We start from the raw sequence: 21872 nt of genomic DNA, 5'->3' as shown, positions 1-21872 counted from the left end.
TGCTGCCGCTGCAAGCCAAGGCTTCACTTTCTGATCGGCGGTGCGCAACCACTGCTCGGCGCTCGGCAACGCACCGCCACCAGACCCGCTGCCAGCAGCGAAAGCAACGCCAGCGCCCAGGGGCCGAGCGCGGGTATGGCCTGCGGGGCCAGCAGCACGGGCAGGCCGGGGTCGGTGATCTGGTTGGGCACGGAATCGCTGTCACCCACGCCGCCATCGGCCAGGGTGAAGGTCACGCTCAGGCCGTCGGGCGCAAACTGCGCGCCGGGCAGCGCATACCAGTGCGGCTGCGCGCAGGCAGCGCCGGTGCAGCCCAGCCCATCGGGGCTGGGGCCGTATTTGTAATAAACGGCCCCCTGCGGCACTGGTGTGGTGAAGTGCACGGTCACCTGTGCATCTGCATTGCCAGCGACACGCCCCAGCACCAGGCCCAGCGGCGCGTGCACCGCACGCACATGGGACGGCAAGGGCGCGGGCAAGGTGGAGGCAAAGGCGGCGCTGCTGATCTCCCAGCCGTTCGCTCCATCCACCTCCACCGCCCCCAGATTGCCGTTGCCGCCCGCACCCTGCCACGGTGCGCTGCACTGCTGCGCTGCACCTCCATATTCACCGTTGCACTGCCATTTGTGTTGGCCGCCGGCGGATAGCACGGTCCCTGGCGTACCCGTGGCGCACAGATTCGCGCTGGGCTTGAAGGCCACAGCGCCGTTGGCCGCTGAGCCGCAGGTGGCATCGACCGGGTCGTGGGTGAACGTGGCCGAAACGCTGCGCGGACTGGTCACGTTGGTGAGCTGGCATGCACTCGCCCCCGCGCAATCGCCCGACCAACTGGTGAAGTGATAGCCCGTACCAGGCGTGGCAGTGCAGCTTGCGGCCTGGCCGTGGGTCACGGGGTTGGGCGTGCAGGTGACCGTGCCGTTGGTGGTGGCGGGGGCGATGCTGATGGAATAGGTGTTCAGCGCGAAGGTGGCACCCACGCTGCGCGGGCTGGTCACGTTGGTGAGCTGGCATGCCCCCGTGCCCGTGCAATCGCCCGACCAACTGGTGAAGTGATAGCCCGCATTGGGCGTGGCGGTGCAGCTTGCGTCCTGGCCGTGGGTGACGGGGTTGGGCGTGCAGGTGACCGTGCCGTTGGTGGTGGCGGGGGCGATGCTGATGGAATAGGTGTTCAGCGCGAAGGTGGCACCCACGCTGCGCGGGCTGGTCACGTTGGTGAGCTGGCATGCCCCCGTGCCCGTGCAATCGCCCGACCAACTGGTGAAGTGATAGCCCGCATTGGGCGTGGCGGTGCAGCTTGCGTCCTGGCCGTGGGTGACGGGGTTGGGCGTGCAGGTGACCGTGCCGTTGGTGGTGGCGGGGGCGATGCTGATGGAATAGGTGTTCAGCGCGAAGGTGGCACCCACGCTGCGCGGGCTGGTCACGTTGGTGAGCTGGCATGCCCCCGTGCCCGTGCAATCGCCCGACCAACTGGTGAAGTGATAGCCCGCATTGGGCGTGGCGGTGCAGCTTGCGTCCTGGCCGTGGGTGACGGGGTTGGGCGTGCAGGTGACCGTGCCGTTGACGGCGGCGGGGGTGGCGATGGAGTGGGTGTTGGGCGTGAAGGTGGCCGAGACGGTGCGCGACGCGGTCACGCTGGTGAACTGGCATGCACCCGTGCCCGTGCAATCGCTCGACCAACTGGTGAAGTGGTAGCCCGCATCGGGCGTGGCGGTGCAGCTTGCATCCTGGCCGTGGGTGACGGGGTTGGGCGTGCAGGTGACTGTGCCGTTGGCCGGGGCGGGGACGATGCCGATGGAATAGGTGTTGAGTACAAATGTGGCACCCACGCTGCGCGGGCTGGTCACGTTGTAGAGAATGCACGCGCTGGCAGTGCCCGCGCAATCGCCCGACCAATGGGTGAAGTGGTAGCCCATCGCGGGCGAGGCGACGCAGATGGTGTCTTGCCCATGGGGCACGGGGTTGGCCGTGCAGTTCACGCTGCCGCCGGTGACTGCAGGGGTGGCGATGGCGTAGGTAATCGGCGCGAAGGTGGCTCCCACGCTGTGCGCGCTGGTCACGTTGGTGAACTGGCATGCATCCGTGCCCGCGCAATCGCCCGTCCAGCCGGTGAACTGAAAGCCCGTTTGCGGCGTGGCAGTGCAGCCAGCGGCCTGGCCGTGGGGCACGGGGTTGGGCGTGCAAGACATGCTCCCGCCCGTGGTGGCAGTGGTAGTGATGGCGTAGGTGATGAGCGTGGTGTTGGCAGAGACGGTGGTAGCCCCGAGAACCACGGGCTGGCAAGCCCCCGTGCCGCTGCAGGCGCCGCCCCAGCCGCTGAAGGGGCGGGCGACAGGGTCGTGCACCGTGGCCGTGCAGCTGGCGCTGGAGCCATGGGTCACGGGGTTCGGGGTGCACTGTGCGCTGGCGATGCCCGCATCCGTGTTGACTGTCACCATGTACTGGCGCGGTGCCAGGCAAGCGGCCGTGGTGCCGCCGCTGATGCCCGCGCAATTCCAGCGGAAGGCATCGGACGCGGCAGACTGGTTGGTGGCCGAACCGGCGCTGCACAAGAGGGTTGGCAAGGTGAGCGAAGGCGCAGTGCTGCCACACGCGCCATTGGTGGGCGGCGGGGCGAAGGTGGCGCTGATGGTGCAATTGCCGGTAATGGTCGCAGTGGTGTAGGTGTTGCCCGCCAGCGATCCGCCGCAGCCGCTGACCTGCACCGTATAGCCCGGTGGCGTGGTGAGCGTGAAGCTGGCCTGCTGCCCCGCCGCTACATCGCGCCCCGCCTCGATGCTGCCGCCGCCCGTGGCCTGGGAGGTAACGAGGTAGGCGCGAGGCACGGAGCATTGCGGCGAAGGGTTGCCGCCGTAGCTGCTCTGGCACACCCAGGAGAAGGAGTAGGTTTCACCCATCACGCCGCTGGTCGTGCCCACGCTGCACAGCAAGGCGTCTGGCGGATAACGGCGAGGCGTGGTGCTGCTGGCACTGCCGCACACGCCATCGAGCTGCACGGAGCCGGCCTCGACCGTCATGCCGATGGAGGTCTGCGGCTCGGCCACCCAGGCCGGGTTGTGGCTCGCGCCTGAATACCAGGTCAGCCCGTCGTTGGTGGCCGTGGTGATCTGGCGGCGGATCATGGTCTGGCCGATGCTGCGCACCACCACCCAGGCAAAGTCGCCCGCCGCCACGATGCGGTCGCCCGTGAACACGCGCATGCCCGGCGTGGCCGCGTCGGCGGTGAAGGGGGCACAGGCCGTCATGTCCACGAACGGCGTGGCGGCGCTGGCGTCGGTTGCGCACACTTGCAGCTCGAACTGGTCGATCTGGGTGAGATTCATCTTCACCTGCGTGATGCGCAGCGACTGGCTGCCAATCGGGATGCGGTTGGCCACCCACAGTTTGGTGTGGTAGCTGGAGTTGTGCTGGATGAGCCACGGGTCATTGGCGGCTGCCAGGTTGTCGAATACCGTGACTGCACCAGCAGACACTGAAGCCGCCGCCGTCAGCAACAGCATGGCAATTCGAAGGGCAAGGGTTTTCATGGCGATGGGGTGGGTGGGTGAAGCGGTGTTCCACCCAGCCGCGATCAGCCATGAAAAATGCTTTCAGCGCTTATGTATCAAGCGCTGAAAGCCATGTTGATGCAAGCGTGTGGCACGGGTGGATGCGCACTGCCGGCCATCTTGCGGGCGCGCAGCCCTGGCGGCTTGACTGTGCGTTCGTGCCGCGCTTGACTGGACGTTTCGCAAGCCTCACCCCCCAAAAAAAGGGGCGTTCCCCTCCCCTCCCGCGCTATCATCCGCCCCGGCCCCCTGTCCCGGGGCTGATGCTTCAAAACATCCGTCGTATAGCGGCACAGCCTCTCCGAAAGCGAGGCTTGGTACACCGAATCCATCAGTCAACGCAGATGCGATGGCCTGTGGATTCGATCCGCAATGGAGCACGGAACAATGAACGCCGTTTCTCTCGCCTGCGCGCCGTCTTTTGGCGCAGCCCCTCCCTCATGCCAGGCCTTTGTGCCCGGCCAACTGCGGAGGGACATGGCATGAACCCCGCCCAGCCCTCCCCCACCACGGACAGCCACAGCACCCGGCAGCTGTCCAACGCCCTCACCCAGGTGGACCATCTCGTGCAGCAAGGCTGTGCAGAAATCTCCGCCATCGCCCAGTTGGCCCTGGCATGGCTGGAGCCCCCCAAGGGCCATCGCCACCTGGACGTGGTGGCCCGCGCCCTGCAAAGCATCCGCGACAGCGCCGACACGCTGGCCGACTACGCCGGCACCGAGGCCCAGACCATGGGCTGCGGATCTGCCATGGCGCGCACTTCATGGCCCGGCCTGTGTTGATGGTCCGGCCACGGGCTGCGACGCTCATCCAGGCTCAGGCGCCCTGCGGCAGATAGCTTGGCCGGGCCGCCGTCATGCCGCGCTTGACCTGCTGGGTGAGCTCGTCGGCCAGCACTTCATCGAGCCCGGCCTCCAGTCCGTCCAGCGCGCGGCTGACGATGTCCTCGGGGCTGGACTTCGGTGCGTCAAGCCCGCGCGTGAGGTCGGTATCGACATAGGCCATGTGCAGGCCCAGCACCTGTGTCTTCTGCCCTGCAAGCTCGCTGCGCAGGGCGTTGGTGAGCGACCAGGCGGCCGACTTGCTGGCCGAGTAGGCGGCCAGTTCGCCGCCATTGACCCAGGAGGCCACCGACAGCACATTGAGCAAGGCCCCGCCGCCGTTGGCCTTGAGAACCGGCGCAAAGGCCTGGCTCATGCGCAGCACGGCGAAGAAGTTGGTCTCGAAGATGCGCCTGGCGACCTCTTCGCTGTCGGGCGCCAGAAAGCCGCCGGGCTGCGCGATGCCGGCGTTGTTGATCACCAGCGTGACGTCCGACGCCTGCGCTGCGGCGGCGGCCACGTCCTGCGGGCGGTTCACGTCCAGCTGCAGGGCATGCACGCCGGGCTGGGTGACGGTGGCGGGGTCGCGCGCGCCGGCGTAGACCTTGCGGGCGCCACGGGCAAGCAGCTCGCGTGCGAAGGCCAGGCCGATGCCGCGATTGGCACCGGTGACGAGAACAACAGCGTTTTCAATTTTCATGGAGCACTCCAGGGGTGGGGGGAAACAGATTCAACGGATCTTGATGACGACCTTGCCCTTTGCGTGGCCGGCTTCGGCATAGGCAAGGGCCTCGTTGGTGGACTCGAATGCGAAGACCTTGTCCACGACCGGGCGGATGGCGCCCGCCTCGATGAGGCGGGTGATCTCGCGCAGCTGGCCACCGTCGGCCTTCATGAAGACAAAGGAGTAGTCGATGCCACGGCTTCGCGCCCGGCGCCTGATGCCGGAGCTGAGCAGCCGCATCACCAGGCGCACGAATGCGGGCGCCGCGATTGCCCTGCCAAATGCGGGATCGGGCGGGCCGGAGATGGAGACCAGTTTGGCGCCGCCCTTGAGCACGCGCAGGGATTTGCCAAGCGCCTTGCCGTCCTGGCTGTTGAGCACCACGTCGTAGTCGTGCAGGACGTCCTCGAAGTCCTGCGTGCGGTAGTCGATGACGACATCCGCGCCCAGGCCCCTGACCAGATCGAAGTTGGCCGCGCTCGTCGTGGTGGCCACAGTGGCGCCCAGGTGCCGGGCCAGCTGGATGGCGAACGTGCCCACGCCGCCGGAGCCGGCCTGGATGAAGACCTTCTGCCCCCTGGCCAGCCGGGCTGTCTCGACCAGGACCTGCCAGGCCGTCAGGCCCACCAGGGGAATGGAGGCGGCCTCTTCCATCGTGAGCCCCTTGGGCTTGGGCGCCAGCGATGATTCCCTGACCGGCACGAACTCCGCGAACGTGCCGATCCGGAAATCGTCCGTGCGTGCATAGACCTCGTCGCCGGGCTTGAACTGCCGCACGCGCGGGCCGGCCTTGACCACCACGCCGGCCACGTCGTGGCCCAGGATCAGGGGCAGGCGATAGGGCAGGATGAGCTTGAATTGCCCGTCCCTGATCTTGGAGTCCAGCTGGTTCACGCCTGCGGCATGGACCTGGACCAGGACTTCGTCGTCACGCAGCTGCGGCTCGGGCACCTCTGCCAGCTGCAAGGCGCGGTTCGCTCCATAGCTTTCCAGAACAAATGCCTTCATGGTCTTCCTTTATATGATGATCATCATATGTAACGGCAAAAAAAATCCTGGCACAGGCACTGGGCATGCGCCATCACTGGTTGGCCGGCGCCAGGTGCTTGAGTGCTGCCTCGCGCAGGCTGTCGGACAGGGCCGGATCGTCCACCGCCCGTGCCAGCAGCAGGCTGCCGACCATGGTGGACAAGGTGACGAGCGCGCGCTCGTGGGCACCGGGCAGTCCCCAGTCCGGTGATTGGCGGGCGATGAGATCGACCATTTCCTTGATGTGGCCCGTGGCCACGCGGCGCACCTCCGGCGCCTGGCGCGAGGTCTCGGAACCCAGGGCCGCCAGGGGGCAGCCCACCTCGGCGCGCTGGACATGTTCCTTGGAAAGATAGGCGGCCAGCATGGCATGCAGTGCCATGCCGGGCGGCGCCTTGGCCACCACGTCGGCGACGGCGGCGCAGGACTCCGCGCAGGCCTTGCCCGCCGCTTCGGCCAGCATGGCATCGCGCGAGGCGAAATGGGCGTAGAAGGCGCCATGCGTCAGGCCCGCCTCCTTCATGATGTCCGCCACCCCGGTGCCGCCATAGCCGCTGCGGCGGATGGCACGCGCCGCCACGGAGACGATGCGCTCATGCGTGGCCTCCTTGGCGGAAGCCCGGGCGCTGGAATTTGTGTTTCGCATGATGGTCATCATACATTGTTTGCGCCATGCACGCGCCGCAGATGGGACATCCGCCCGCAGCCATTGCATGGACAATCCCGGCATGTCTGCTGCTGCTTCACACCACAATCCATCCCGCCCCGTGCTCATTGCCGGCGGCGGCATCGGTGGCATGGCCACTGCCCTCACGCTGCACCAGATCGGCGTGCCCTGCATCGTATTCGAGTCGGTGGCGCAGCTGCAGCCGCTGGGCGTGGGCATCAACCTGCAGCCGAACGCCGTGCGGGAACTGCATGACCTGGGTTTCGGCAACGATGTGCTGGACACCATCGGCCTGCAGGCGCGGGAATGGGCGCTGGTGGGCCGCAACGGCAACGAGGTGTATGCCGAGCCGCGCGGGCTGCAGGCCGGCTACCGCTGGCCGCAGTACGCGGTGCACCGGGGGCAGCTGCAGATGATGCTGTTCAACGCCGTCAGGCAGCGCCTGGGCGACGACGCCGTGCAGCTGGGCCGGCGCGTGGTGGGCTACCGGCAGGATGCCGAGGGCGTGACCGCCCTCATCGACACCCGCGATGGCCAGCGGCTGGAGGTGCAGGGCTCGCTGCTGGTGGCGGCCGATGGCCTGCACTCGGCCGTGCGCGCGCAGATGCACCCCACGCAGCCGCCCATACAGTGGGGCGGCGCCATCATGTGGCGCGGCACCACGCCCGGGGTGCCGGTGCGCACCGGCGCATCCTTCGTGGGCGTGGGCTCGCTGCGCCATCGCGTGGTGCTGTACCCCATCACGCCGCCGGACCCCGTCACGGGCCTGGCCACCATCAACTGGATCGCCGAGATCACGGTGGACAACCAGGGCGGCTGGCGGCAGGGCGACTGGAACCGGCGCGTGGCGCTGGAGGAATTCATCCACCACTTCGACGGCTGGGACTACGGCTGGCTGGACGTGCCGGCCATGCTGCGCGGCGCCACGGATGTCTTCGAGTACCCCATGATCGACCGCGACCCCGTGCCCACCTGGGTGGACGGCCGCGTGGCCTTGCTGGGCGATGCGGCGCATGTGATGTACCCGGTGGGCTCCAACGGCGCCAGCCAGGCCATCGTGGACGCGCGCGTGCTGGGTGCACAGTTCCTTGCCCACGGCGTGGGCCCGCAGGCGCTGCGCGCCTATGACGACAAGCTGTGCAAGGACCTCTCGGCGCTGGTGCTGCGCAACCGGGGGGCCGGCCCCTTCGGCCTGCTGGGGCTGGTGGACGAGCGCTGCGGCGGCGTCTTCGACGACATCGACGAGGTGCTGCCACGCGAGGAGCGCGAGGGCTTCATGGCCCGGTACAAGGCCGCTGCCGGCTTTGCGATCGAGACGCTCAACGCCGCGCCCCCCACCATTGCGCCAGGGCAGCGCGTGGCCGGGGCCTGAGCCCTTGTGCGGCGGCAAGGGCCGCGAGTCGCCATAATCGGCCCTTGCCCCTGGCAGCCATCCCCAGATTTACATCACAGACCCAGCAGGAAGACCCCATGCCGATCCAATCCATTCTGAAATCCACCGTGGTGGCACTGGCGATCGTGGGCAGCGGTTCGCTCTTTGCGCAGGGCGCGCCCCTGAACACAGCGGCGTTCGACGCCCTGATTGCGCAAGGCCCCGTCGCCGACGCCGCGACCATCGCATCGAGCACCTGGGCCAGCAAGATCAAGCAGGCCGGCACGCTGCGCCTGGGCAGCACCCAGACCTCCAATCTGTTTTCCCTGCTCAACGAGAAGGACGGCAAGATCCGCGGCTTCGACGCAGGCCTGGCCCAGCTGCTCACGCGCTACATCCTGGGCGATGCGTCCAAGTACCAGTTCGCGCAGGTCACCTCGTCCACGCGCGAGCAGGTGCTGATCAACAACCAGGCGGACATGGTGATTGCCACCTACTCCATCACCCCTGCCCGTGCCGAGAAGATCTCGTTTGCCGGCCCCTACTACACCTCGCAGGCCGGGGTGCTGGTCAAGGCAAGCAACAAGACCGTGCAGTCGTACAGCGATCTGGGCGGCAAGAAGGTCGCCACGCAGGCCGGCTCCACGGGGCCTGCCATCCTGGCGCAGCACGCGCCCAAGGCGGTCGTGCAGGAGTTCCAGACGCACCAGGAAGCGCTGGACTCCCTGCGCCAGGGCCGCGTGGACGCCTATGTGACCGACTACACCCTGCTGCTCAACACCCTGAGCCTGGGCACCGGCGACGCGCGGCTGGCGGGCGCGCCCTTCGGCACGCAGGATTCCTATGGCATCGGCCTGCCCAAGGGCTCGGACGGCGTGGCCTTCATCAACGCCTTCCTGAAGAAAATCGAAGCCGACGGCACCTGGGCCAAGCTGTGGACCATCTCCATCGGCCAGCGCACCGGCAGCACGGCCGTTCCCACGCCGCCCGCCCTGCCCTGAGCGATGGGTGACGTCTCCAGACTCCTCGCCGACCACGGGCCTGCCTTCTGGCAGGCCCTCTTGCTGACCTGGAAGCTCACCGCGTTCTCGTTCCTGCCCGGCTTCCTGCTGGGCGTGGTCGTCACGGTGCTCCGGTTGCTTCCGCTGCCGCCGCTGCGCTTCGTGCTGACGGGCTACGTCGAGATCTTCCGCAACATCCCCAGCGTGGCGCTGCTGATCTTCATCGTGTTCGCGCTGCCCGATCTCAACGTCGTGATCGACTATGAGCCCAGCGCGGTCCTGGCCCTGGCGCTGGTCTGCTCCGCGTTCACGGCGGACTATCTGCGCGCGGGCATCAACACCATTGCCGGCAGCCAGATCGAGGCCGCGCTCAGCCTGGGCATGCGGCCCATGCAGATCATCTCGGCCGTGGTGCTGCCGCAGGCGCTGCGCTCGGTGGTGCAGCCGATGACGTCGCTGCTCATTGCGCTGATGCTGTCCACCTCGCTGGCATCCCAGGTGCCGCTGGCGGGCCGGGAACTCACCTCGCTCGTGTCCAAGATCGCCAACGACTCCGCTGCCGGCATGGCCGCCTTCGCCGTGGCCGCCGCGATGTACGTGGCCACCGGATTGCTGATCGCCTGGGCGGGCGCCATCCTGGAAAAGAAGCTGCGGATACTGCGATGAGCCGTTCTCTGGAAGACATTCTGTTTGGCGCACCCAGCCCGCAGGCCCGGCGGGTCACGCAGGTGGCCAGCCTGATCGCGGCGGCCCTGCTGCTGGCGCTGGCCGCGGGCATCGCGCTGCGCTTTCATTCGGCAGGCCAGCTCGAGGCCCGGTTCTGGGAATTCTTCGCCTGGCCCACCACCTGGGCCTTTCTGGCCAAGGGCCTGCTCGGCACGCTGGCATCGTCGGCCATGGCCGCCGTGATTGCGCTGGCCCTGGGGCTGGTGCTGCTGGCGGGGCGCCTGGCGCGGCCCCGCATCGTGCGCTGGCCCAGCGTCGCCGTCATTGAATTCCTGCGCGGCACGCCCACGCTGCTGCTGATCTATGTGTGCTTTCTGGTGCTGCCCGCCGCCGGCATCAAGCTGAGCACCTACTGGATGCTGACCCTGCCCATAGGCCTGAGCACCGCCGCCGTGGTGGCCGAGGTCTACCGCGCGGGCGTGCTTGCCGTGCCACGCGGCCAGACCGATGCCGCGCGAAGCCTGGGACTGACCGAGGTACAGGTCTTCCGGCTCGTCGTCTTCCCCCAGGCGGTGCGCTTCATCGTGCCGGCGCTGGTCGCGCAACTGGTCATCGTGGTCAAGGACACCACCTTCGGCTACATCGTCACCTACGGCGAGCTCATGCAGAACGCCAAGGTGCTCATTGCCAACTACCACGCGCTGGTGCCCGTGTACCTGGTGGTGGCGGTGCTCTACTGCCTTGTGAACTACGCGATATCCAGGGCGAGCAGGCGGCTGAACCGGCCCGTGCACTGAGGCCCGCCAGTGCCTGCCCTCAGGGAAGGCTCAGATCCATGCCGAGCATCCTGGCAAGGCCGAAGGTGAAGGCCAGCACGCACAGCAGCAGCAGCGTGAAGACGGCAGCGATCTTGCCGCCCGCAATGAGCAGCTCGCGCCTGTCCGCCCCCTTCTTCTTGCCTTGGTCGTAATGCCACTTGATGGCGAAGAACATGGCCGTGCCGAACACGAGCGCCTTGAACGTGACGAAGACTACGGGGATCCAATCGATCATTTTGAGAACTTCCAGCCAATGACTTGGCACTGTCCACGGTGGGGAGCCCCCCTCCCGGACATGAGAGGCAGAGCGTCAGCAACGGCCATGCAAGCACGGTGCTGCCACACCTTGTGGCGCATACTACCCAAAAGCAATTTCCATACATGGACCCCAACATCGCTGCTGAAAACCATGCAAGATGACTCTTTGCCAAGCTGGCTGCCGCGCCTGGCCGTGCAGCGCGGCCCCCGTTTTCTGCAGATTGCGGATGCCTTGCAGGCAGCGGTGGCGGACGGATCGCTGAAACCGGGTGACCGCCTGCCTCCGCAGCGCCTGCTGGCAGCGCAGCTGGATGTGGACCTGACGACCATCACCCGCGCCTACGACGAGGCCCGGCGGCGCCACCTGCTGGAGGGACGCGGCGCGCGAGGCACCTATGTCGCGGCGCCGAAGGTCGAATGGAGCTCGGTGCTCGACCTGAGCATGAACACCCCGCCACCGCCCGAGGGCGTGGACTTCGACGACATGCTCAAACAGGGCTTGTCGCAGGTATTGATGAGGGCCGATGCCCAGCTGCTGATGACCTACCACCTGGGCGGGGGCAGCGATTCCGACCGCAAGGCCGCAGCCCAATGGCTGGAGCCGATGTTTGGGAGTCTGGATGACCGGCAGATCGTTGTCTGCCCCGGGGCGCAGGCGGCGATCGCCGCCCTGATTCTTGCGCTGACCGCGCCGGGCGACGTGATCCTGGCGGAGCCCGCCAGCTATCCCGGCCTGCGTGCCGCAGCGGCCCAGTTCGGCCGGCGCATCCTGGCGGTGCAGGCGGACAGGCAGGGGATGGTGCCGGAGATGCTGGAGCAGGCCTGCCGCGAGCACAGGCCGGCGCTGGTCTATCTCAATCCGACATTGCAGAACCCGACCGCCATCACCATGTCGGAAGACCGGCGCAAGCAGCTGGCCAGCGTGGCCAGGCGCTGCCAGGTGCGCATCGTCGAGGACGACCCCTACTGGCTGCTGGCCGACGCCCCGCCGCCGCCCATTGCCGCATTCGCCCCGCAGCAGGTGTACTACATCTCGACCCTGTCCAAATGCCTGACGCCCGGCCTGCGCGTGGCCTTCGTGCTCATGCGCGACCCGCATGAACGCCAGCGCTTCCTGGTGGCGCTCAGGTCCTTTGCGCTGATGGCCACCCCCGTGACGGCCGCGCTGGCCACGCAGTGGATCCTCGATGGTTCGGCCGGGCAATTGATGGACGGCGTGCGCAAGGAGGCGCGCCTGCGCCACCGGATGGCCAGGGACATCCTGGCGGGGCGGTACAGCGGCGCCGGGGACGGCCTGCATGTATGGCTGGAGCTGCCGGGGTACTGGACTTGCGCTCAGCTGGCACGTGCCGCCGACAGCGAGGGCATCGCCGTCACGCCCGCGCAGGCATTCGCCACCGGCAGCGAATCCGTGAATGCCATCCGCATCTCCCTGGGCAGCATCAAGGACCGTGGACGCCTGCACGCCGGTCTTCAACGGCTGTCCCATCTGCTTGCACGGCTGCCGGAGTCGTTCAGCGCTGCCGTGGTGTAGCCGCGCCGGTCGTGGGAGCGCGGCTTGCGGCCGCAGCCGCAATCGCAATCGCGAGCGCAGCCACGACCAGCACTGCCGCGACTGCGAACGTGATCCGCATCGCGTGGGCAATGGCCCCGGGATGCGCCGCGGCGATGTCGGCCGTCCCTGACGCGAACGCGAACACCATCCCCATCACGGATGCGCCGGTGACGAGCCCAAGGTTGCGCGACAGCCCGAGCATGCCCGACATCACGCCACGCTGGTCCGCAGCGACATCGGCCATGACGGCCGTGTTGTTGGCGGCCTGGAACAGCTGGTAGCCAGGGGTCAGGACGGCGATGGCGGCAACGTAGCCCGCAACACCGAACATCGCCGCAAGCACGGACAGGGCGAATGCGCCCGCCGCCATGGCGATGAGTCCGGCGATGACCATGGGGGCAGCGCCCAGGCGATCGACGACACGGCCGGCCGGGACACCGCTCAGGATGGCGATGAACGGGCCCACCGACATCACGAGCCCGACCGTGGTTTCGTCAAGCCCGAGCCCGCGAGACAGATAGAACGGCCCGACCACCAGCGTCGCCATCATCACCGTCGAGACGAGCGCATTCATGGCCAGGCTCGCGCTGAAGCCCGGATCGCGGAACCGCTCCAATCGGATCAATGGCGATGCGGCTGCCGCCTGGGCCCTCGCGAAGAGCACGACGCCGAAGGCCGCAGCCGACAGCAAAGCCCCGTTGAGCGAACCGAAGCTTGCGCGCCCCAGCGTCATGGCGAGTGCATAGGCCACAAGCGTCAGAGCGAGCAGCAAGGTGCCCAGGTGGTCGAAGCGCGCCCGATCCGCCTGCGCCCCTTGGCGATGCACGGGCAGGTATCGATGCGCGAGAAGGAATGTCAGGACGCCCAGCGGCAGGTTGATGAGGAAGATGGCCCGCCAGCCGGGTCCGGCGATCAGATATCCGCCGAGTGCTGGACCGAGGGTGGTGCCCATCGCGGACATCGTTCCGAGCAGGCCCATCGCGCTACCGGTCCTCGCCTTCGGAACCGTCTCGGCGACCAGCGCCATGGAGAGGGCCATCATGATGGCCGCGCCCAGGCCCTGCACCGCCCGGGCGGCAATCAGCAGCCAGAGAGTGGGAGCCAGGCCGCAAAGGACCGAGGCCAGCGTGAACAGGACGATGCCGGCCAGCAGCAGCCGTCGGCGGCCCAGGACATCGCCAAGCCGGCCGGCGCTGACGGTCAGGGCGGTGATGGCCAGCAGATAGGCCAGGACGATCCACTGGACCTGCTGGAAGGACGCGTTGAACGCCTGCGCGAAGGTGGGCAATCCCACGTTGGCGATGCTGGTGCCCAGCGAGGACAGCAGCATGGACAGCGAAAGGCTGGCCAGCACCCACCGGACCGGCGGCCCCTGTTGCGCACTGCCGGCCCCTGCCCCACCTGTTCCGGCACCGATCGGTTTCGACGTGGACTTCATCTTTGGCGACTCCCATATTCAAGTTCTCAGGAGCCTAGTGCCGTGCCTGGCATGGCGGAAGGCGCACTGCTCTCACTTTATTCATGCGTTTGACGCCATGTCGCTACCCGCTGTGCTACGGTCAATCCATGCCGAAGCCCGATCTCAACCTGCTTGTCACCCTGGATATGCTCCTTGCGGAGGGAAACGTTGCGCGCGCGGCCCAGCGGTTGCGGCTGAGCCCGTCGGCAATGAGCCGGGCGCTGGCGCGGCTGCGTGAGACCACCGGCGATCCGCTGCTGGTCAGGGCCGGGCGGGGTCTCGTTCCCACACCGCGAGCGCTTGAGCTGCGCGATCGGGTCAGCCAGCTGGTGCAGGACACGGAAGCTGTTCTGCGCCCTGCCGGGCAGCCCGACCTCGGACAACTGGTGCGCACGTTCACGCTGCGCACCAGCGAAGGCTTCGTGGAGAATTTCGGACCGGACCTCATTGCCCGCGTGGGCCAGCAAGCGCCCGGCGTACGGCTTTGCTTCGTGCAAAAGACCAACAAGGACAGCGGCCCGCTTCGCGACGGGACGGTCGACCTGGAAACCGGCGTTGTCGCAAGCACGATAGGTCCGGAGGTGCGCGCGCAGGCGCTGTTCCGAGACCGTTTCATCGGCGTCGTGCGCCAGGGCCATCCGCTGGGCCAGGGCGAGATCACACCCGCGCGCTATGCGAGCGGCAGGCATATCCTGGTGTCCCGGCGGGGGCAGGAAAAGGGGCCCATTGATGAAGCCTTGAATGCGCTCGGCCTGCAGCGGCAGATCGTTGCGACCGTCGGCGGCTTTTCCAGCGCGCTGGCCCTGGCCCGCGCCAGCGACCTGATCGCCAGCGTTCCCGAACGGCACACCGGCAACCTGCGCGCGCAAATGCACAGCTTCCCCCTTCCGGTCTCCATGCCGCAGATCACGGTTTCATTGCTCTGGCATCCCAGGCTGCATGCCGATGCTGCGCACCGCTGGCTGCGCGGGTGCGTACGGGAGATTTGCGCAAAGGCTGATTCGCCATGAGCGCCCGCAGCCAGCGGGCTGCCATCGCCGCTCCCATGCACCCATGCAGATACCCATGCAGATGGGCCAGCCCATCAGCAGACCAAGGCTAACCAGCGCCAGATGCAGCAGGCGCTGGAGGCCGGGATGGTTACATATGCAACAACGGGTTGCACACCTACGTGGACCGTCCCGCGCAGGCCATACCATCGCCGGCCTACAACACAGAAAGGCGCGAGGTTATGCAGGAGAGTTCTCTGGAGTGCTTCCTCTATCACAGTCAGTTGGCACCAGGGGCCGACACCACCTGCATCGCGGGCATCATCAAGACCGCACGCTCGTTCAACGGGTCGGCCGGGATCACGGGCATGCTGGTTTTCGACGGGGAACGTTTCTTTCAGTATGTCGAAGGGCCGGCACGGCAATTGGGTTTGCTGGTGGAGTCCATCTCGCGCGACGAAAGACATATCAACTTCACGCCGATGTTCCCGCAAACGCGCATTGATCAAAGGCGTTTCGCCAAGTGGTCCATGGCCTATGTGATTGTGGAAGATACAGAACATCTGGGCACGATTTCCAAGCTTGAAGGCCCTGGTGCGCTGGCCAAATTGCAGGAGCTGTTGCCGCTGCTGGATGTTCAGTAATTCCTTGGGCCAAAGCGGAGCGGGATTTTCATGATGTGGGTTCACTGAGGCAGGAAATCGATGCTCACCCGTTGGACTACCGAATCCGAGAAAGAGCAACTGCTCGGACTTCAGACCGCTGAAATCCTGGACATGACCGCCAGACGGGAATTTCAGCGCATCACCCAGCTGACCAGCCAGATGTTCATGGTGCCGATTGCCATCATCACGGTTCTGGACGAGCACAGGCAATGGTTCAAGGCGCCCGTAGGTGTGGACATGGACGGCAGCCTGCGCACGGACGCCTTCTGCGACCACACCATCAGAAACGAAGGAATCATGGTGATTCCTGACACGCACCTTGACCGCAGGTTCTCAGGCAATGCGCTGGTAACCGGCCAACCGAACATCAGGTTCTATGCCGGCGTTCCCCTGATCATGAAATCCGGCCATGCCATCGGCAGCCTGTGCATCATCGATACCCGACCCAGAACCTTCTCTGAAGAGCAAGGCCGGCAACTGGCCGCCATGGCTGCGATAGTGCAGGCTCAGATCCAATACCATCACAGCATTGGAAAAGTAGACGAGGTCACGGGCTTGCACAATCGCTCGCAGCTCCAGTCCGACCTGAACAGCCTTTGCATTGTGGCCCCGCAGGAGGCACGCAGCCTGGTATTGATGGAAGCGATCAACCATTGCAGCCTGCTGGAAATGAGCAATGCGCTGGGCTTGAACTATGTCGAGCAGCTCCTGCGTGACATTGCGAAGGCCGTCACGGACATGACGGGGCCGCACGCAACCGTGTACCACGTGGGCTTGGCCAGGTTTGCCTGGATCATCAGCGCGGGCAGGCAAGAAGATGAAGAGGCCCTGGTCAGGCAATTGCTGAAACACCTGCAAAAGCCCATCACCAGTGCCGATCTCCGGTTCGAACTTCAGCCCCGGGCAGGCGTGGTGCGGTTCCGCCTGGCCCAGGCCGAGGTCGATGATGTCATTCGCAAGGCCATGGTGTCCGTGCAGCAGGCTGGCCACAACCATCGGTCACTTCACCGCTATGAGGAGAACGAGGACAGCCGCCAGCGAAGATCCTATCGGCTATTGCGGGACTTTGGGCATGCGCTGGACAAGGGGCAGCTGCGGCTGGTGTACCAGCCCAAATTCGACAACCGCAGTTTCAGCTGCAAGGGGCTGGAGGCTCTCATCCGCTGGAAGCACCCGGAAATGGGGGAAATCCCGCCCAGCGAATTCATCCCCCTGGTGGAAGCCACGCCGTTGATCCATGGCCTGACGCGGTTCGTGATCAAAACGGCGCTGGCGCAGGTTGCGGCCTGGAAAGCGGAAAGTCTCGACCTCCAGGTCTCCATCAATGTCTCGCCGCGCAATCTGGACGAGGTCGATTTTCCGGACTACCTCAACGCCATGTGCAGTCAATATGGCGTTGCCCTGGAAAATATCGTGATCGAGTGCACCGAAAGCGATGTGCTGACAGGCCATGGCACGGTCCAGGCGCTTCAGCACATCAGAAAACTCGGAATCCAGGTCGCACTGGATGATTTTGGTGCCGCCTACTCCAATCTTGCGTCACTCAAGAATCTGCCTGCCGAGATATTGAAGATAGACCGCTCCATGGTCTGCGACGTCGATACCAATGAACGGGCGCTGGCCGTGCTCAAATCCATCATGACCATGGCCTCGGACCTTGGCTACCGCCTTGTGGCAGAAGGCGTTGACAGCGCCGAAGTCTTCGATCTGCTGGTTTCGCTGGGGTTCGATGAGATACAGGGCTACTATTTCAGCAGGCCCATGGAGGCATCGGAAATCAGGAAATTCGTCGAAGAGCGCAATCGATACGCACAGGGGAAATGAAGGGCCTTGCCCATGGCATGCCGGGCGCAGGCGCAGGCAATTGGCGGGACGACTGTAGGCAGTCTCCTCACCGTGGCGCTGGTTCAGGCATTGCCCTGCCTTGCAGACAACAGCAATGGAAAGCAGCTCTACCTGTCCAGATGCGCCATGTGCCACGGGGTAGACGCCAAGGGTACGGGCCCGCTGGCCAACAAGAGCAATCCACCCACCCCCGACCTGGCGACCGCCGCGTTCAGAAAAAGGCTCCATGACTATCCGGGCGTGATCGTCTCGTCCGTCATTCTTCGCCCCAATGGCGACCTGATTCCCAGGACCTTGCGGGAAAACGGGGTGAAGGTGCCGCCCCATGCCTGGACCGTGAAGGATTTCCGCGACCTCAATGAATACTTCAGTGGCCTGGTTGCGAAGAAGTAGCCCTATATATCGAGTTTCTGCGCGCGCATATGCTCGCGCACCGCATCGACCAGGATGCTGGCCAGCCGGTCCACGGGCGCTGGCGCATCGAGCGTGGCACGGCCCAGGATCAGATCCATGGACGGCAGGGCCGGCAGGCCCAGGGCCTGCGCATCCAGCGGCTTGACGTGCGCGGGCAGGCCGAACGGCGTGCGCACGGACAGGCCCAGGCCTGCAGCCGTGGCGGCCCAGACGGCGGACAGGCTGGCACTGTTGAAGGCATGGCGCCAGGCCATGCCCTTCTTGTCCAGCGCAGCCGTCACGATGTCGCGCAAGGGGCAAGGCGCATCGAGCATGGCCAGGGGCAGCACGTCGTCGTCCTGCGCTGCACCACTGCGCCAGCGTGCCCAGCCGGCGTCGGCCGCGTCCATGGATGCCGGGCCAATCCACTGGAGCGGCAGCCGCATGATGTGCTCCCCATGCACGCACGCGTGGTTCACGCCCGCATCCCATAGCAGGGCCAGGTCGAATTGCCCGAGGGCGATGCGCTCGCGCAGTTCATCGCTGCGGGCCACGCTGGCTTCGATGTGCACATGGGGATGGGCGCGCGCGAACTGCCCCAGCACATGGGGCAGCACGCTTTCGCCCAGGTCCTCCTGCAGGCCCAGGCGCACCAGGCCGCGCAGTTCGCTGCCGCGCACGGCCGCCACGGCGCGGTCGTTGAGTTCGAGCAGGCGCAGCGCGTAGCCGCGCAGGGTTTCTCCGGCCTCCGTCAGCACCAGCCCCCGGCCGGACTTGCGCAGCAAGGGCGTGCCGCATTGGGATTCCAGCTTCTTGAGCTGGGCGCTGACGGCCGAGGTGGAGCGGCCGAGCTTGTCCGCGGCGCGGGCGAAACTGCCCAGTTCGACGCCGGTGCAAAACGTGCGCAGCACATCCAGGTCATAGAGCACACGTGTCATTGCCAAGCCTTCATCGTGCTGAAAAACTGGATTGTAGATACGAAATTATGTGATTTTCAGGATGGCTGGGGCTGACCATACTGCCGGCCATGACCTCCTCTCCTGCCGGCCGCAGCGCCAATCCCAGCCCCTTGGCTTCCCCCCACCCGCCCCGCCACCGATGGAAGGTGCTGGCCGCTGGCGTCATCGCCAACGCCGCGTTTTCCGTGGCTTTCAGCGGCATCCCCATGACGGCCATCCTCATGCGTTCGGGCTACCAGCTGGACACGCAGACGCTGGGCCTGGCGCTGGGGCTGATGGGCCTGGGCATTGCGCTCAGCGAACTGCCCTGGGGCCTGCTGACGGACCGCTGGGGCGACCGGCCAGTGCTACTGCTGGGCCTGTGCGGCACGGCCTTGGCCCTGGCGGCGATGGCGCTCTGGGCCTCGCCATCGCCGGACCATATCCCTTCGTTCGGCCTGCTGGCCGGCGGGCTGGTGCTGGTGGGGCTGCTGGGCGGCAGCGTCAACGGTGCCAGTGGCCGGGCCGTCATGGGCTGGTTTGCCGAAGGCGAGCGCGGCCTGGCCATGAGCATCCGCCAGACCGCCGTGCCCTTGGGCGGCGCCATTGGCGCCCCCTTGCTGACCGGCCTGGCCACGCATGCAGGCTTTGCCGCCGTCTATGGCGTGCTGGCGGCGCTGTGCCTGGCGGCGGCGGTGTTTGCAGCGCTGTGGATTCAGGAGCCATCGCATGCCCCGGCCTCAGGCAAGGCCGCTGCGCCAGGCCGGGCCGGGCCATCCGCGCCAGGGCCCCTGCGCGATCGGCAAGCCTGGCGCATGGCCGCCGGCATCGGCATCCTGTGCGCCCCGCAGTTCGCCGTGCTCTCGTTCGGAACGGTGTTTCTGCATGACCATGCCCACCTGGGGCTGGGCGTGGCGGCGGCTGTCATGTCGGCCGTGCAGCTCGCCTCCATGGCCCTGCGCATCTGCAGCGGCCGCTGGACCGACAGGCGCCAGAACCGCCCGGCCTTTCTGCGCGCCTGCTGCCAGCTCACCCTGGCGTTGTTCGCGGGCATGGCGGCCCTGAGCTGGAGCAGCCATCCGGGCGCATCGGCAGTGTCGCCCGCCATGGGCCTGGTGCTGATGGTGATGCTGGGCGTGTGCGGTATCTGCGTGTCCGCCTGGCACGGCGTTGCCTACACGCAGCTGGCCGGGCTGGCCGGCGCGGCCCGCGCGGGCACGGCGCTGGGCATGGCCAATACCTCGGTGTTCGCGGTGTGCTTCCTGGTGCCGCTGGCCATTCCGCACTTGCTGTCGGCCCAGGGCTGGGGGCTGGTCTGGGCCTGCGCGGCGGCCTGCGCGGGCTGGGCCATGCATCTGTTTGCACGGGCCGGGGTGGCCGGCAACCCCGGGGCCACGCAGGGGGCGTTATTGAACGAGAATACCGGCTGTCTTCCCACGGCCTCCTCGCACCGACCATGACCATCGCCCACTGGCTTGTTTTCTGCGGCGTCTCGCTGCTGATGTGCTTCACTCCCGGCCCGGCAGTGCTGCTGGCCATCTCCAACTCGGTGGACGTGGGCGCCAGGCGAACGGCCCTGAGTTCGCTGGGCAGCTCGGTGGGCATCTTCGTGGTTTCCGGGCTGGCCATGATCGGCATGGGCACCATTCTCAGCATGTCGGCCCACGCATTTCTGGTCATGAAGGTGGCAGGCGCCATGTACCTGATCTGGCTGGGCGTCAAGCGCTGGCGCAGCAAGGACGCGCTGCTGGGCAGCGACGCCGGCCTGGCGCCTGCCCACCGGCGTGAACGCGGGAACTGGCAGTTGGTGGCGCAGGGCCTGGGCGTGTCGCTGACCAATCCCAAGGCCATCCTGTTCTTCTCCGCGCTGTTCCCGCAATTCGTCATCCCGGGCGAGCCACTGCTCACGCAGTACCTGGTGCTGACCACCACGTTCGCGGTCTGCGCCCTGATCTCGCACGCCTGCTATGTGCTGCTGATCTCCATGATCAAGGGCCACGTGCTGGCGCACGCCAGGCTGTTCAACCGCATCGTGGGCGGCACCTTCATCGCGCTGGGCCTGGGATTGCTCAGGACGCGGCACAAGCTGGGCTGAGTGCGGGCCAGGGCTTCGCACTGGCCGTTCAACAGCTGTCGTATCAACCCGGCAAGCCCAGCCGCTCGCTCACCACCCGCTTGATCAGCTGCTCTGCAAAGCGCGTGACGCGGGTGGACGGGCGTGCGCGCGGAATGGCCAGCACCAGGCGGTTGCGCACGACGGGCGAGATGATCTGCGCGATCGACAGCTGCGAAGGCGAGGCCGTGCCCTGGATGGCGCTCAGCGGCAGCACGGAGTCGCCCATGCCCCGGGCCACCAGCGAGAGCACGGTGTGCACGGAATCGACCTCGGCCAGCATGTGCAGCGGCAAGCCGCGCGGCACGGTGTAGCTCTCCAGCAGCTTGCGCAGCGCGTTGGGGCCGCGCGCCATGACGAGCTTGCGCTGGGACAGCGCCGCCATGCGGACCTTGGCGGGCAGCGCATGCCTGCTGACCAGCACCAGCGGCTCGCGCAGCAGGGTCTCCGTGGTGATCTGCGGCGAGTGCGGGGGATCGAACAGCAGGGCCATGTCCACGCGCCCGGCGATCAGCCATTCGCGCAGGCTGATGCTCAGGTTCTCCTCGATGGAGATGGTGACGTCGGGGTACTGCTGCAAAAAGCCCTGCACCAGGTCTGCGGCGATGGAGCGCGCCACCCAGGGCGGCAGGCCGATGCTGATGCGCCCGCGCGGGCTGCGCAGCCGGTCCTGCATGTCCGATTCGGCCTGCGCGGCCAGCGCAAAGATGCCGGCCGCATGCTGCAGCAGCGCCTGGCCCGGCTCGGTCAGCACCACGCCGCGCCCGGTGCGCTCCAGCAGCCGCTGTCCCAGCTCCCCCTCCAACAACAGCACCTGTCGGCTGAGGGCCGGTTGCGACAAATGCAGGGCGGCGGCGGCGCGGCTGAAGCTGCCGGCCTCGGCCACCGCAGCGAAATAGCTCAGGCGCGTCAGGTCCATGGTTCTCCTTGGCAAGGGCTTTCAGCATGCTTTTGGCTGATAGCAGGTATCAGCCAAGTCTATGCCTCATTCGCGGCGAGCCCGCCCACAATCGC

At 66.7% G+C, this 21872-nt stretch carries 20 protein-coding genes; 12 read left to right on the top strand and 8 right to left on the bottom strand.

Features of this window, described 5'->3' with window-relative positions; all coding sequences use genetic code 11:
• Window positions 1-23: 23 nt before the first annotated feature.
• On the bottom strand, window positions 24-3497 hold the full coding sequence (locus AC5I49_RS11230; RefSeq protein WP_495789320.1) for an IPTL-CTERM sorting domain-containing protein: 3474 nt from the start codon (window positions 3495-3497) through the stop codon (window positions 24-26).
• Between the two features lie 530 nt (window positions 3498-4027).
• Between AC5I49_RS11230 and AC5I49_RS11225 the strand changes: the two genes are divergently transcribed.
• On the top strand, window positions 4028-4327 hold the full coding sequence (locus AC5I49_RS11225; protein ID WP_252653419.1) for a hypothetical protein: 300 nt from the start codon (window positions 4028-4030) through the stop codon (window positions 4325-4327).
• 34 nt (window positions 4328-4361) lie between these two features.
• Here AC5I49_RS11225 and AC5I49_RS11220 read toward each other — a convergent pair whose 3' ends face one another.
• The 3 genes from AC5I49_RS11220 to AC5I49_RS11210 form a co-directional block, all read right to left on the bottom strand.
• The gene (locus tag AC5I49_RS11220) at window positions 4362-5066 is read right to left on the bottom strand and encodes an SDR family oxidoreductase (protein ID WP_016446383.1); all 705 of its coding nucleotides are present in this window, start codon (window positions 5064-5066) and stop codon (window positions 4362-4364) included.
• A gap of 30 nt (window positions 5067-5096) precedes the next feature.
• Window positions 5097-6098: an NADP-dependent oxidoreductase gene (locus AC5I49_RS11215; protein WP_252653418.1), complete on the bottom strand. Its 1002-nt coding sequence runs from the start codon at window positions 6096-6098 to the stop codon at window positions 5097-5099.
• A gap of 73 nt (window positions 6099-6171) precedes the next feature.
• On the bottom strand, window positions 6172-6777 hold the full coding sequence (locus AC5I49_RS11210) for a TetR/AcrR family transcriptional regulator (RefSeq protein ID WP_252653417.1): 606 nt from the start codon (window positions 6775-6777) through the stop codon (window positions 6172-6174).
• 70 nt (window positions 6778-6847) lie between these two features.
• On the opposite strand from AC5I49_RS11210, the gene AC5I49_RS11205 reads away from it, so the two are divergent.
• From AC5I49_RS11205 to AC5I49_RS11190, 4 genes are all read left to right on the top strand, one after another.
• Complete coding sequence (locus tag AC5I49_RS11205) at window positions 6848-8158, top strand: flavin-dependent oxidoreductase (RefSeq protein ID WP_047327558.1); 1311 nt, start codon at window positions 6848-6850, stop codon at window positions 8156-8158.
• 98 nt (window positions 8159-8256) lie between these two features.
• A complete protein-coding gene (locus tag AC5I49_RS11200; RefSeq protein WP_016446387.1) occupies window positions 8257-9159 on the top strand; it encodes a glutamate ABC transporter substrate-binding protein in 903 nt (300 codons plus the stop codon).
• 3 nt (window positions 9160-9162) lie between these two features.
• Entirely contained in the window at window positions 9163-9825 is a 663-nt protein-coding gene (locus AC5I49_RS11195; RefSeq protein ID WP_495789319.1) for an amino acid ABC transporter permease, read from the top strand.
• Window positions 9822-10622 (top strand): amino acid ABC transporter permease, encoded by an 801-nt coding sequence (locus tag AC5I49_RS11190; RefSeq protein ID WP_016446389.1) that lies wholly within the window; start codon window positions 9822-9824, stop codon window positions 10620-10622. Before AC5I49_RS11195 ends, AC5I49_RS11190 begins: the two co-directional genes overlap by 4 nt.
• Window positions 10623-10641: 19 nt before the next feature.
• Here AC5I49_RS11190 and AC5I49_RS11185 read toward each other — a convergent pair whose 3' ends face one another.
• Window positions 10642-10878, bottom strand: a complete 237-nt coding sequence (locus tag AC5I49_RS11185; RefSeq protein ID WP_016446390.1) for a hypothetical protein — start codon at window positions 10876-10878, stop codon at window positions 10642-10644.
• A 174-nt stretch (window positions 10879-11052) separates the two neighbouring features.
• Here AC5I49_RS11185 and AC5I49_RS11180 point away from each other — a divergent pair, with 174 nt between their 5' ends.
• Window positions 11053-12435, top strand: coding sequence for an aminotransferase-like domain-containing protein (locus tag AC5I49_RS11180; RefSeq protein WP_473043161.1), 1383 nt, complete (start codon window positions 11053-11055; stop codon window positions 12433-12435).
• Here the strand turns inward: AC5I49_RS11180 and AC5I49_RS11175 are convergent.
• A complete protein-coding gene (locus tag AC5I49_RS11175) occupies window positions 12416-13894 on the bottom strand; it encodes an MFS transporter (protein WP_343740098.1) in 1479 nt (492 codons plus the stop codon). The genes AC5I49_RS11180 and AC5I49_RS11175 overlap by 20 nt on opposite strands.
• A gap of 128 nt (window positions 13895-14022) precedes the next feature.
• On the opposite strand from AC5I49_RS11175, the gene AC5I49_RS11170 reads away from it, so the two are divergent.
• The 4 genes from AC5I49_RS11170 (at window position 14023) to AC5I49_RS11155 (ending at window position 17807) form a co-directional block, all read left to right on the top strand.
• Window positions 14023-14925, top strand: a complete 903-nt coding sequence (locus AC5I49_RS11170; RefSeq protein WP_343740097.1) for a LysR family transcriptional regulator — start codon at window positions 14023-14025, stop codon at window positions 14923-14925.
• Window positions 14926-15074: 149 nt separating this feature from the next.
• Window positions 15075-15548 carry a BLUF domain-containing protein gene (locus AC5I49_RS11165; protein WP_223275322.1) on the top strand — a complete coding sequence of 158 codons (474 nt, stop codon included), beginning with the start codon at window positions 15075-15077 and terminating at the stop codon, window positions 15546-15548.
• 60 nt (window positions 15549-15608) lie between these two features.
• Complete coding sequence (locus AC5I49_RS11160; RefSeq protein WP_047327516.1) at window positions 15609-17393, top strand: putative bifunctional diguanylate cyclase/phosphodiesterase; 1785 nt, start codon at window positions 15609-15611, stop codon at window positions 17391-17393.
• Window positions 17394-17465: 72 nt separating this feature from the next.
• Window positions 17466-17807: a c-type cytochrome gene (locus AC5I49_RS11155; protein ID WP_313282542.1), complete on the top strand. Its 342-nt coding sequence runs from the start codon at window positions 17466-17468 to the stop codon at window positions 17805-17807.
• A gap of 2 nt (window positions 17808-17809) precedes the next feature.
• Here the strand turns inward: AC5I49_RS11155 and AC5I49_RS11150 are convergent, their stop codons facing one another.
• Complete coding sequence (locus AC5I49_RS11150; RefSeq protein ID WP_495789436.1) at window positions 17810-18745, bottom strand: LysR substrate-binding domain-containing protein; 936 nt, start codon at window positions 18743-18745, stop codon at window positions 17810-17812.
• Between the two features lie 89 nt (window positions 18746-18834).
• Here AC5I49_RS11150 and AC5I49_RS11145 point away from each other — a divergent pair, with 89 nt between their 5' ends.
• The gene (locus tag AC5I49_RS11145; protein WP_495789318.1) at window positions 18835-20205 is read left to right on the top strand and encodes an MFS transporter; all 1371 of its coding nucleotides are present in this window, start codon (window positions 18835-18837) and stop codon (window positions 20203-20205) included.
• Entirely contained in the window at window positions 20202-20840 is a 639-nt protein-coding gene (locus tag AC5I49_RS11140; RefSeq protein WP_016451462.1) for a LysE family translocator, read from the top strand. The genes AC5I49_RS11145 and AC5I49_RS11140 overlap by 4 nt, the downstream gene beginning before the upstream one ends.
• 43 nt (window positions 20841-20883) lie before the next feature.
• Here the strand turns inward: AC5I49_RS11140 and AC5I49_RS11135 are convergent, their stop codons facing one another.
• Window positions 20884-21777, bottom strand: a complete 894-nt coding sequence (locus tag AC5I49_RS11135; RefSeq protein WP_495789317.1) for a LysR family transcriptional regulator — start codon at window positions 21775-21777, stop codon at window positions 20884-20886.
• Window positions 21778-21872 lie beyond the last annotated feature (95 nt).

It is taken from the genome of Delftia sp. (assembly GCF_059499305.1).
This window is presented reverse-complemented; position numbering and strand designations above follow the sequence as displayed.